The sequence below is a fragment of the Paenibacillus sp. MZ03-122A genome, from assembly GCF_024213325.1.
Taxonomy (GTDB): domain Bacteria; phylum Bacillota; class Bacilli; order Paenibacillales; family Paenibacillaceae; genus Paenibacillus; species Paenibacillus polymyxa_B.
Map to the genome: position 1 here is coordinate 87,152 of NZ_JANAVI010000010.1, position 12,231 is coordinate 99,382.

The 12,231-nt window shown below is 46.7% G+C and carries 10 protein-coding genes; 9 read left to right on the plus strand and 1 reads right to left on the minus strand.

The features are described from left to right. Positions 1-188 precede the first annotated feature (188 nt). The 8 genes from rpsN to NLX74_RS19830 all read left to right on the plus strand — a co-directional run bounded on the left by rpsN (position 189) and on the right by NLX74_RS19830 (position 10,569). Positions 189-458 (plus strand): 30S ribosomal protein S14, encoded by a 270-nt coding sequence (gene rpsN / locus NLX74_RS19795; protein ID WP_254329735.1) that lies wholly within the window; start codon positions 189-191, stop codon positions 456-458. 248 nt (positions 459-706) lie between these two features. Next, complete coding sequence (locus NLX74_RS19800) at positions 707-1,699, plus strand: cation diffusion facilitator family transporter (RefSeq protein WP_069291798.1); 993 nt, start codon at positions 707-709, stop codon at positions 1,697-1,699. A 206-nt stretch (positions 1,700-1,905) separates the two neighbouring features. Then, positions 1,906-3,810: a heparinase II/III domain-containing protein gene (locus NLX74_RS19805; RefSeq protein WP_254329736.1), complete on the plus strand. Its 1,905-nt coding sequence runs from the start codon at positions 1,906-1,908 to the stop codon at positions 3,808-3,810. Between the two features lie 28 nt (positions 3,811-3,838). Further along, on the plus strand, positions 3,839-5,749 hold the full coding sequence (locus NLX74_RS19810) for a glycosyl hydrolase (RefSeq protein WP_254329737.1): 1,911 nt from the start codon (positions 3,839-3,841) through the stop codon (positions 5,747-5,749). 56 nt (positions 5,750-5,805) lie between these two features. Then, positions 5,806-6,942, plus strand: a complete 1,137-nt coding sequence (locus NLX74_RS19815) for a glycoside hydrolase family 88 protein (protein ID WP_254329738.1) — start codon at positions 5,806-5,808, stop codon at positions 6,940-6,942. A gap of 398 nt (positions 6,943-7,340) precedes the next feature. After that, a complete protein-coding gene (locus NLX74_RS19820; RefSeq protein WP_254329739.1) occupies positions 7,341-7,835 on the plus strand; it encodes an RDD family protein in 495 nt (164 codons plus the stop codon). A 473-nt stretch (positions 7,836-8,308) separates the two neighbouring features. Further along, complete coding sequence (locus tag NLX74_RS19825; protein ID WP_254329740.1) at positions 8,309-10,276, plus strand: ATP-dependent DNA helicase; 1,968 nt, start codon at positions 8,309-8,311, stop codon at positions 10,274-10,276. After that, entirely contained in the window at positions 10,270-10,569 is a 300-nt protein-coding gene (locus tag NLX74_RS19830) for a DUF6509 family protein (RefSeq protein WP_061831931.1), read from the plus strand. The genes NLX74_RS19825 and NLX74_RS19830 overlap by 7 nt, the downstream gene beginning before the upstream one ends. 119 nt (positions 10,570-10,688) lie before the next feature. Here the strand turns inward: NLX74_RS19830 and NLX74_RS19835 are convergent, their stop codons facing one another. Continuing rightward, a complete protein-coding gene (locus NLX74_RS19835; protein ID WP_254329741.1) occupies positions 10,689-11,051 on the minus strand; it encodes a hypothetical protein in 363 nt (120 codons plus the stop codon). A gap of 255 nt (positions 11,052-11,306) precedes the next feature. On the opposite strand from NLX74_RS19835, the gene NLX74_RS19840 reads away from it, so the two are divergent. Continuing rightward, the gene (locus NLX74_RS19840; protein ID WP_071640731.1) at positions 11,307-12,230 is read left to right on the plus strand and encodes a PLP-dependent cysteine synthase family protein; all 924 of its coding nucleotides are present in this window, start codon (positions 11,307-11,309) and stop codon (positions 12,228-12,230) included. The last annotated feature ends 1 nt before the right edge of the window (position 12,231 follow it).

Below are 12,231 nucleotides of genomic sequence, written 5' to 3' on the forward strand. Positions count from 1 at the left end.
CAACGGCTTTTTAATGTTGTGATTCAAACCGCTTGGGTTGACAACCTACCTGGAGCACGTTATATTAAATAGTAATCGTAACGATTACTATTTAAGGTGTAAAATTATGTCCATATCCGTATTCATCCATCCCGCGGTAGTGATGGTGAACCTTCATGATTGGCATATATCACAAGGAGGAGCTTTACATGGCCAAGAAGTCAAAAGTCGCAAAAGAGAAGAAACGCCAGGAAATTGTAGCTAAATATGCGGATCTGAGACGTGAATTGAAAGCAAAAGGGGACTACGAAGCTTTGCAAAAGCTTCCGCGTGACTCATCTCCAACCCGCTTGAAAAGCCGTTGCGAGCTGACAGGCAGACCTAGAGGATACTTGCGCAAATTCAAGCTGTCTCGAATCGCGTTCCGCGAGTTGGCACATAAAGGCCAAATTCCAGGAATAACGAAATCAAGCTGGTAAATAGGCACTTATGTCAATCGTCAGCGCATGGAGATTATCTGTGTTGTTAACCTGAGCGTATGTCTGATAGAAGGTTGTAACGGGAATGCTTCATGTCGTAGGGGACATGGGGCATTCCTTTTCCATGGAAAATATTATCGTTTGTATTGATTCTCCTCAGATGGTTAGGTAGAATATGGACGGGTTAAAAATAATACATAACAAACGATGATATATCAGATTATGTATACCTCAGGAGGAGCTACAAGATGGAAGTGAAACAGAAAGAGGACTCCTTTTGGAGTATGGTCAAAAAAGGAAACAAATCCTCGGGCTCGGCGGCGTTAGGGAATACCGGCATTGCTCTGATTAAGGGAATTGCTTTTGCCTTGACAGGCAGCGGTTCTATGTTTGCTACGATGATGCATTCCATTGCGGATGCAGTGAATCAAATGTTTGTATTCGCGGGCAGTGTACTGGCAGAGAAAAAACCGACAAAACGCTTTCCTACCGGCTTTGGACGAGTGATTAACCTGTTCTGTATGGTTGCCGTTATTGTCGTAACGATTATGGCCTATGAAACCGCATTGGAAGGCATTCATTTGCTGCAGCATCCGGCTGAATCTACACATGGATTTTGGATTAATGTTATAGTACTGATTTTGTCACTAGTGGTGGACGGATTTGTATGGAGCAAAGCGATGAAAGAAGTGCTGCATGAATCCAGAGTAGAAGCGAAGGGGTTAGGCATTTTCACCTCTGCGTTCCGCCATGTGGGGCGTGCTGCACCGCCAACCCGGCTGGTGTTTTATGAAGATTTGGTAGCAACAACGGGTGGAGTACTCGCTTTGCTAGCAGTGGTGGTCACATCGCTGACAGATTTTAAACTGCTGGACGGCATTTCAAGTATTCTCATCGGTTGTCTGATGGTCGGTGTTGCTTTCCGGGTCGGTTACGACAACATGGTAGGTTTGATCGGTGTATCTGCTCCTCCTGATATCGAAGAACGTGTGGCTTCCATTATTCTCGCAGATACGCATGTTACGGATATTTATCAAATGCGTATTTTGCAGGAGGGACGCTATTATCACGTGGAAGGGTTGATTGAGCTTACGCCGGGCATGACGCTGGCAGATGCTGACGATATTAAATTTAGAGTCGAGGACGCTTTGCTGCGTGATCCTAATATCTCAGATGCAGCACTGGGTATTCTGGAGGATGACGGGATTAGAAAGTGGAAACAAGAGAAACCCACAGTTTAGAAAACATGATCAAAGCGAATCTGGACGGAGATTGGCACTAGTGTAAAACAAGAACTTCCATGACCACGGCAACGGGGCATAGAGGTTCTTTTATTTTTTCTCAATTGTTTTGCTACCCCTTTGAATTTACAATGATTGTTAGATACAATGAAAGCGTTAACAAAAAAGAAGGTGAAACAAATGCTTCTCATGAGGAGGAAATGCAGATGAGTCTTCTGAGGGAGGCTTGGCCTGCTTCGCGGCTCGTTAAGGCGCTGGCTGGCGGCATGCAGGATTCAGCAAGGCAACGGTTAAGGAGTAATTGGACAAAAAGGCTACGGGCGACTGTTTCTGAGCCGATATACGCCGAGCTTTGGATGGATATTGAGCGTGTCTGTAAAGATAATCGGGAAGCATCATGGCCTGAACTGCCGTTGTCTCTGTTTCGGCAATTTGCTAATACAGGAGAGCGCAAGCCGTATGAGGATGTGTACTTTGAACGGCGTGGACGACTGGTTGCTATAGTGCTGGAAGCTGTTGTCAAGCCGGAGCCTCGAAAGATGAAAGAGGTGGAAAGCGGTCTGCTGGACATATGCAGTGAGTACACATGGGCGCTTCCTGCACATGTCAATGAAGAGGACACCGTAACACCGCCTTGGCAGCAGGTGGATTTATTCGTGTCCGAAACAGCACAAACGCTGGTTGAAATTTTATTGCTGCTAGGAGAACAACTGGCTAGCCATGTGGTCGCTCAGGTGCACGAAGAGATCGAACGTCGTGTACTGGAACCCGTTTTTTGGAAGCCTCGTCATTTTGGATGGAAAACTGCAGATCATAACTGGTCGGCAGTATGTGCTTCCGGTTGCGGAATTGCAGCACTGCTGCTGGTAGAAGATGACTCTTCCAGAGCGGTAGCCATCGAGAGTATGCTGGGCGCGCTGGATTGTTTTTTGGCAGGCTATAGTGAGGACGGGGGATGCCCCGAAGGCGTAGGATACTGGGTGTACGGCTTTGGTTATTTCATTTATTTTGCCGATATGCTGCGTGAATTTACCGAGGGAGCTGTGGATATTCTGAACTCGAAAAAGGTTAGGCAAATTGCAGCCTTTGGAGAGCAGGTTCATCTGTCGAATGGAATTTTCGCTAATTATTCGGACAGTAGTGAAACTGAACGATTGCCTTCCGGACTCATCTCTCATTTGAATTCATTGCAAGAACGACCATCTACACTCCCTTTCCGCGTACCTGGTCTGTTGGAAGACCCCTGTCGCCGCTGGGCTCATGTATTGCGCAACTTGGTCTGGACGAATCCTCTGGCATTCGGGAGCGGTGAGACCGTTACCAATTATTTACCGCAACTCGGTTGGCTGATGTGCCGCAGCCGCAGTTCCAGCCATAGTGGACCCGGAAGCCAAAAGGGTGAACCAGGTGTCATGCTTGCATTTTCAGCGAAGGCTGGGCATAACAATGAACCGCACAATCATAACGATCTTGGACATTTCATCCTTCATGGCGGTGGCGAAAATATATTGTGTGATCTGGGAGCAGGCTTGTACACGAAAGCCTATTTTTCACCGGGACGAGAGTCGATTATTAATATCTCCTCTAGTGGTCATTCCGTGCCTGTCATCAATGGGACTATGCAGCAATCGGGCGCAAAGGCAAAGGCGGTTGTACTGGATATTGCTTTGGATGAGCAGGAGGAGGTACAGACGGGCACAAGGCTTAAGCTTGATTTGACATCTGCTTATCCCGTAGAAGAATTGGCAGTCTTCACCCGCTCCTTTATATGGAATGTGCTAGAGGAAAATGAGGGGGCAAGGCTTACCGTCACCGATCATTTTGAGTTTGAAACGTCTGGCGTGAGCATGAAGTCATGGGATGTGGAGGAGTTTTTCATCAGCTGTATTCAGCCTAATCTGGGAGCAGGCTTCGTAGAATGGACGGGGGCGAATGCAGTCGTCAGGCTAGATTATGATGCCGGCGTGCTGCGGCCGGGGCTTGAGGCTGTGAAGCACATAGATCATGACGGAGCTCCCTTTGTGTTTTATAAAACATCGCTGCAACTAGACTCCAATCACTGGAGCGATTCTGCAAGCGTAGATTGCAATCTGTTTTTTACCATACATTAATTTTCATTTTGAATGGGAGGCAGACAGGATGAATAAGCTGCAGACAGGCAGCGTGTACCCTTGGCAGACGGAGCTGGAGAGATTTATAGAACAGGTGGAAAGCGCGCCAAATCGAATGAATGACGGATGGACTCACCAACGTAAGCTGGCCGTGCTGGAAAAGCTGGTTCGCGCATATGCCCTGCATCAGGATGATACCGGAGCTATCATTGACCCCCATTCTGAAAGTGAACGGTACTACTCCACCCCGTCCTATGCGTTGGCAGCGGCGGTGTTGGTCAAAGAAGGTCGGCATGATTTACTGGAATCTGCTGCTGCGGCCTTGACGCATAGCATAGCTTGTGTAGTGGAGGAAAAAGCTCCAGATCACCACCCAGACTTTTTTCCAATTATGATGATGGGCGCGTATCGGCTCCTTAAAAATCTGCTGCCAGAGCAAGCCACGGCTTGGAAGCAGCAACTGAGCAGAATTCAGCCGGAGCAGACCTACATTTTTACGATGAGCAAAATGAAAAATCCGAACCGGATGATCAACTGGAATGCGATTATGATTTCCGGCGAGTTTTTGCGTGCAGCGGAAGGAATTGCAGCCGATTCGGAATGGATGGAGACGTATATCCGCAGCTACCACCTGCCTCGTTTTACCGGCTTGGGCCTGTACCAGGATGGACCGCTGGATCGGCCCAATAGTCCATTTGCCTACGATATTGTTACACGTTTTCATTTGGGCGTAATGCTGGAGAACGGATATGATGGCAGCTGCGCACTCGAACTGCGTGACCACCTTCGCAGGGGAGCGCTCAGCACATTGCTGGCGCTATCCCCGCACGGGGAAATTCCGCCGCGTGGAAGAAGCGCGCAGCATCAGTGGAACGAAGCGGCGGCGGCCTTTGTCTTTACAACACATGCTCAGCAGGCTTTTACAGCAGGAGAGCATGGGCTTGCAGGTGCGTTCCGACGGGCAGCAGATCTATGCTGGCAAGCCATTAGCCGTTGGCAGACCGATGACGGCAAGCTGCATATCGTCCGCAACCATTATTCGTCCGAGGCACGGCATGGCTTTGAGGTGTACTCGAATCATACCTGCTACAGTCTGTGGACGGCGGCTGTGCTGGCCCACACCCTTCTACATGGTGAGGAGATGAATCGCATTTCCCCAACCTTCATCCCGGCGGAGATCGGCAGCCGGGTGTTGGCAACGGACGGTTGGTTCCAGACTGTCATTGCAGCCGTAGAGGGGCAGCAAATGCTTGTGCAAACATCGGTCAACGATCCGTACAATGTTCCGGGCATCGTGCGTATTCAGCAGTCTGCGCTGCCGTCGCTGATCGGTCCGTCCTCAGCAGGTCATGCAGACCGCGGCTTTACAGGCTTCGCGGAGGGAGATATTTTCCCGCTAAGCTATACCCCGGCCTGGCAAACGGAGGACGGAAAGTGGCACAGCTTGTCGGAAGGTATTCCTGGTACGCTGGAGTTCGACCGGGATGGAGGGATTGACCCGCAGGATGGTGGAGGAACCGTACAGATGGAACAAAGCTCAGCGTCTGACGGAGCAACGGATTTTACACTCCTGTGGAAAGGCCCATTTCCGGGAGTGAGGGAAATCCGAACGCATTATTGTCAGGTACCCGGCAAAATTGAAGTGGCGTATGAGCTTCAAGGCAATATTCAGAATGTAGGGGCGCTTATTCCCTTAATGGCGTATGACGGTCGGGAGCGCAGCGTTATTCATCATGTCATGTCAGCCGGGGAAGAAACGGAAAGCATTCGAGTAGAATACGCAGGTGCAAGCCTCGAAGTCATTCCGACGACGGAAGGAACGAACGTGGTATGGCCGGAAGAATTAGCTTCCGTGGCCTGTCGGAATGGGTTACTTAAGGGAGCGCGTCTGGAATGTGAAAGTAATTGCATTTCCTTTATAATTCGGTTACCTGAATAGATAGAGCTAGAGCCATAAATATGATTTAACATGTGGAAAAAGGAGAGGAAAAAGAAATGACGAAAGCAGAAGCGTGGCTGGAGCAATCGTGGGAGCTGGCTTTGGATAAGACGCTTGCCTTGGCGGCAAGACTGGGAGACGCTTTTCCACATGTTGCTGAGGGTGGACGTTATGATAATCGTGAAGAAGCGTGGTGGACAGCAGGTTTTTATCCGGGGCTGCTGTGGCTAGTCAATCGGACGCGTCCTGACAGTGTGGCTGCCGGGGTTGCACAGCGGTGCGAGGGTCGTTTGGAAAAAATACTCTATAATAGCGAAGCTGTAGACCATGATCTTGGCTTTATTTGGCTGCTCAGCGGTGTGGCCGCCTATCGGCTGAACGGAGATTTAGAGTCCAGAAGACGTGGGCTGTTGGCTGCCAATCTGCTGGCTGCCCGTTTTAACGTGAATGGCCGTTTTATTCGCGCGTGGAACTTCCCCTCGAAGGACATGGATACACGGGGCGTTGCGATTATAGACAGTATGATGAATCTACCCTTGCTTTATTGGGCTTCGGAGGAAAGCGGAGATCCGCGTTTTGCCGCTCTCGCTGTGCAGCATGCAGATACCGTAGCACGTGAATTTGTCCGTTCGGACGGCTCTATCACACATGTGGTCGAATTCGATCCGGAGATTGGAAAAAAGGTCGCCGAGCATGGCGGACAGGGATTTGCTCCCGGTTCTGCTTGGGCACGTGGCACGGCTTGGGCTTTGTATGGTTTTACGCTTTCGTATGGGTACACGCGGGATTCGCGTTACTTGAAGGTGGCCGAGAACACAGCTGATTTTTTCCTATCCCAGTTGGGTGATGCTTGCCTGCCTGTGTGGGATTTTAGAGCAGAAGAAGAGCACCGCGGGGCATGGGATTCATCGGCTGCGGCAATTGCGGCCAGTGGTTTGCTGGAGCTGGCAAAATATTCGACGCGTGCGGAGCATTTTACAGAAGCAGCAGAATCTATCCTCGAGGGCTTGCATCATACGTGTACAGCATGGGGCGAGGAGTATGAGGGATTGCTGATGAACGGGACCGTACATTATCCTGAGCAAAAATACATCAACGTTCCCATTATCTATGGCGATTATTTCTTTGTCGAGGCATTGGCAAAGCTGCGCGGTGAAGAAGGTTTGTTTAGTGTTGAATGCAAAAAAATATAGTGTATAAGCGTGCAAGAACGAACTCATATTTAATCGTCCTATAATTTGTCAGATTTACGGAATGAATTGTGAGACAGCGTGTGTGTAATTTTATTACATATACGCTGTTTTTTTATGCATGAAAAGGCTGGATTTATTTCGATGCCAAAGTACTACTTATAGGGGGTTAAAAGATTGTAGCTGCGCTTAAATTGTACTCAATCAGAGAAAAATGAATATATATAAGCTCTTAATTCCTATGAAAATTTTCATTTTGATGCATGGAAATAGGTCCTTTTACTTGTTTAAGAGCATTTGCTCGTAAATTGACAATATAGGTAGGTAACCGTATGATATCATCTTGTGTAAAGGAATAAACTGGATTTTAAATCTCATTTGCAAAAGGAGTTATACATATCATGACAGCAATAAGCGATAGTACAAAAAGAATATACGGAGGATTTTGGATAAGAACAGCAGCGTTTTTGATTGATCTGATCATCCTTACTGCCATAGTCCTTTTAATAGGGGGCGCAATTTACATTATCCCAGATCTTCTGGGCATAAAGGAGACGGGTTTCATACAAGTACTGCTTATGTTGTGGCCGCTGATTCTTTGGCTCCTGCTACCATGGCTGTATTGTGGTTTATGGGAGTCGTCGAAAGTTCAGGCTACACCGGGTAAGCTTGCGTTCTCTTTAGTTGTCGTGGACAAGGAAGGAAAACGCCTTGGATTTTTACACGCCTCAGGGCGTTATTGGATTAAAGCTATTTCTTTTGTAATTGCTTATATTATTTATATTGTGGTTGCTTTTACTGCCAAAAAACAGGGACTCCACGATCTTTGTACCAACACCTTTGTTGTACATAAAAAAGAATTGCAGCGATATGACCAGCAATCGTCTTTTCTGTAAGTATTATAGGAGATCACCAAAGCTTCTGTTTAATGCATATTTTTCAATTAACAAGAAACCAGCTAATGCTTGCAATACATTAGGTGGTTATTTGTTTTTTCATTTTGTTAAGGTGTTTTACTTTTTTTGTCAGGAAAGCAAGACATTTTTCATTTATAAAATAACGATACTACGGTGGTGTGCAGCGTAGTGGAGGATTTGAATATGGAGAAGCGTAGCGTTCGCCTTTGCCATGGGATTCTTACCTTTTAAAGGTTTATGAAAATCTGAGAATCCCGGGGCAACAGCGATCGTAGGATCAAATGCTACACGTAGCGTCTCACTCAGACAAAAGTATGTCCCTTTATTTTAAAGGGATTCTTATAGCGAAATAAAAAATGTAAGCTGTTCTTACAGTTTTCATGTTCTTTTTAGCTTGTTTTGCGTTATAATGAAAGGATGCACATTATGAACGAATTGGAGGCACAGCCCGATTGACTACTTACCCTTTTGCCTTTGATCCGTCCAAGCCGTTTATTGAGCAGGCAAGTGACTGGATTGCGGATGTATTTTATGAAGTTTTGCCTGAAGTCGGCTTTGAGGTTCGGGATGAACAAATTTATATGGCATTCCAGCTAGAACGTGCCTATAAGGAAAAAAAGACCATTTTTGCAGAAGCGGGTGTGGGCACTGGTAAAACGCTCGTATACCTGCTGTACGCTATTGCATATGCCCGATACATGAGAAAACCAGCGATTATCGCCTGTGCGGACGAATCGTTAATTGAACAATTGGTAAAGCCGGAAGGGGATATTGCCAAGCTGGCACAGCATTTGAATCTGACGATTGATGCCAGATTGGGGAAGTCGCCGGATCAGTATATTTGTCTGAATAAGCTGGATGAGGTACGAGGCGGACTGGATGAGGACGCAGATGTTTTCCGTGATATTTATCAGGAACTGCCGGATTTTGTTCATTTTCCAGATACGTTACAATCCTTTACTCCTTACGGGAACCGAAAGGAATATCCCGAGCTAACAGATGGACAGTGGAGCAGACTCGGATGGGATGTATTTCAAGACTGTCTCGTTTGCCATCAGCGGCATCGTTGCGGTCAGACGTTGTCTCGTGATCATTACCGTAAAGCGGCAGATCTGGTCATCTGCTCTCATGACTTTTACATGGAGCATGTATGGACCTACGAAGCGAGAAAGCGCGAGGGTCAGCTGCCGTTGCTGCCGGAGCACAGCTCTGTTGTCTTTGACGAAGGGCATTTGCTGGAGACAGCGGCACAAAATGCGCTTACCTACAAGCTTAAGCACGCTCAGTTTGAATCTATAATTACCCGATTGCTGGAGGGAGAAGTACGGGAATCTTTGGCAATGACGATCGAAGATGCGATCTCCCAAAGTGAGGCTTTGTTCGCTGCGCTTGATAAGAACAGTCAGCCTGTACAGGGTTCTAATCGCAAGGAGTTCATTCTGAATGAGTCACTGATTCGAGAGGTAAACCGCTTTGGTGAACTGATCGGCACGATCGAAGAAGAGCTTGTATTTGAAAGCGGGCTATTCTCTTTGGATGAGTATCAAGTCAAAATTGTGGAAGAACATTTGGAAATGATTCAAACCGCGTTGGCTTTGTTTAAGCGTCCTGAACTTCTCATTTCGTGGGTGATGGAGGATCAGGATGGATTAACGCTTGTGGTTATGCCGAAGATGGTCAAAGAGATTCTCAAAGAACGAGTATTTGCGCAGCATATACCGATCGTATTCTCTTCAGCTACACTTTCCGTAGAGGGCTCATTTGACTATATGGCGCAGAGCCTTGGTATTGAAAATCCGTTAACGTTTTCTGTTGCTTCACCTTATGACTACAGCGATCAGATGCAAGCTGCACTGTACCCGTTGCAAGCGGGGGATGATCCAATCCCGAGAGCACTGGCACTGCTGGAGAAGTCACAGGGAAGAGCGCTTATCCTGTTTCCTTCACAGGAAGAACTGGCTGCATTCCAGGCGGGTCTCGTTGACTACCCGGAGGCGTCTGCCTATCGTTTTCTGTACGAAGGTTCGGCTGAAATCAGCCATCTGATCTCAGCTTTTCAGAATGATGAGGAAAGTGTGTTGTGCGCTGTTACATTATGGGAAGGATTGGATATTCCTGGACCTTCTCTGTCGCACGTCATTATCTGGTCACTGCCATTTCCTCCGAATGATCCGGTTTTTATGGCTCTGCGCAAGGATGCAGCAGATCCGTTTATTCAGATAGATATGCCTCACATGGCACTTAGACTCAGACAAGGCATAGGGCGTTTAATTCGCTCGCGTAATGATCGGGGCTGGATATCCATCATGGGTCAGGATTTGAGTCGTCAAGAAGTACGTACACAAGTTGAACAACTACTGCCTGCGGGCGTAGAATGCACCGTAATTGAAGGAAACCCGGGGGGAATAAAAACATGTTAAACTTTACAACGTACACAGTAGATCAGATTAAAGATGCTTTTGGTATTTTGACTGGACAGCGTTATGAATTTATCATTGATGTAGAGGTAGAGGAGGACGACGAGCTATACACTGAAAACGGACTGTATATCCGTTGTCTTTATTTAGTAGACGAAGAAAAGACGGGACTGCTAAAGTATGAATTAATTGAAAAAGTAACGAATCGTTACATTGATCTTGAACTTGAAGATGATGAGTTGCAAGCTGTTGAGACCTTCTGTAAAGAACATGTACAGGATGAAACAGTGAAGTAATAGTATAGAACACTTAGCTAGCAAAGCTGGTATATAGCAAACATATAATGAAGATATCAAGGAGTCCTGACATGATCAGGCTCCTTATTTTTATGGCCATTGAAGAGAACTTATTTGCTTTAGCGCAGTCTATCCCACACATTCACCATAAACAGCATAGTCCCCCCCGCGAGTAACACCCATCCTATGACGATCCAAACTCCAGCCTCTGGAACCTTGTAATTTTCACCTATAATCGCCAATATCAACACGGGCAGACCGATATTATGCATCCAAAGATGGATATGTGCCAGAATAGTAACTGAAAGTGCAGGAAAGGTCACATAGATCAGACCTATAATTCCAAGTGCAATCCAACCCAGCAAATGGGTATGAGACTGAACATTGGATAGGCTGTGATCACCCGACAAGCCAATAATTACACTAAGCAGCACACTGAGGGCAAAATATACGGCAGCTATCTTCAGAAATTGCTTTCCCATATATGAACTCCTCCTTATGTTGCACGGGGGTATTTTGTGACATCTTCTCTATCATATCGAGTAAGCGGGCAGGGGGTGTGGGTATTGTGACTGGTCCATTTGACAAAAGCTTCAAATACACATAAAATCTTATTGCATCAATACTTACCGTATTACTATGTTTTCTCGGAGATGATAGCGAACTTCTCCGACAATAGGCGTTAATTTTTGACCATTGGTTTATTTTGGATTCGCCATTAAAAGGAGCTTGAAATTATGAATGTATATCAAAATACCCTTGAACTCATCGGACGCACGCCATTAGTGGAGCTGAACAGCTATTCTCTACCGAGGGGAATTCGCCTGTTTGCGAAGCTGGAGTTTATGAATCCAGGCGGCAGCGTTAAGGATCGGGTAGGTAAGGCTCTAATTGAAAAAGCATTAAATACAGGTCAGTTGAAGCCAGGGGGGACATTAATTGAAGCAACAGCAGGCAACGCAGGTATTGGTCTTGCGATGGCAGCGCTTCATTATAATATCTCGGTTATTTTTGCTGTGCCTGAGAAGTTCAGCCAAGAGAAGCAGGACCTGATGAAGGCATTGGGAGCACGCATCGTTCATACCCCGACAAGTGAGGGGATGAAAGGAGCTATCGAAAAAACAAAAGAATTAGCTGCTGAAATAAAAGATGCATACTTGCCACGGCAATTCAGTAATCCGGATAATCCCGAGGCATACTATACGACAATGGGACCTGAAATATGGAACGATCTGGACGGCAAAGTGGACGTATTTGTGGCAGGTGCAGGCTCGGGGGGAACATTTATGGGAACCTCGCGTTATCTTAAGGAACAAAATGCAGCCCTTAAAACGGTCATCGTGGAGCCGGAAGGGTCCATTTTGAATGGCGGCGAGTCAGGCCCACATAAAACAGAAGGAATTGGCATGGAATTAATCCCTGAATTTGTGGATAAAGGATATTTCAATGCCATTCACACCATTAGCGATGTCGATGCTTTTGACCGTGTCAAGGAACTGGCTGCACGTGAAGGCCTTCTTGTTGGTAGTTCTTCAGGGTCTGCTTTACATGCCGCTTTACTGGAAGCAGAAAATGCACCGGATGGCGCACATATTGTTACCATTTTCCCGGATAGCAGCGAACGTTATCTGAGCAAAAAAATATATGAAGGCGGGATATAAA

Coding starts and splice junctions, on each gene's coding strand:
- NLX74_RS19835 (WP_254329741.1), bottom strand. CDS start 11,051: ATGGGAAAGCAATTTCTGAAGATAGCTGCCGTATATTTTGCCCTCAGT.
- NLX74_RS19805 (WP_254329736.1), top strand. CDS start 1,906: ATGAGTCTTCTGAGGGAGGCTTGGCCTGCTTCGCGGCTCGTTAAGGCG.
- NLX74_RS19830 (WP_061831931.1), top strand. CDS start 10,270: ATGTTAAACTTTACAACGTACACAGTAGATCAGATTAAAGATGCTTTT.
- NLX74_RS19815 (WP_254329738.1), top strand. CDS start 5,806: ATGACGAAAGCAGAAGCGTGGCTGGAGCAATCGTGGGAGCTGGCTTTG.
- NLX74_RS19840 (WP_071640731.1), top strand. CDS start 11,307: ATGAATGTATATCAAAATACCCTTGAACTCATCGGACGCACGCCATTA.
- rpsN (WP_254329735.1), top strand. CDS start 189: ATGGCCAAGAAGTCAAAAGTCGCAAAAGAGAAGAAACGCCAGGAAATT.
- NLX74_RS19810 (WP_254329737.1), top strand. CDS start 3,839: ATGAATAAGCTGCAGACAGGCAGCGTGTACCCTTGGCAGACGGAGCTG.
- NLX74_RS19800 (WP_069291798.1), top strand. CDS start 707: ATGGAAGTGAAACAGAAAGAGGACTCCTTTTGGAGTATGGTCAAAAAA.
- NLX74_RS19820 (WP_254329739.1), top strand. CDS start 7,341: ATGACAGCAATAAGCGATAGTACAAAAAGAATATACGGAGGATTTTGG.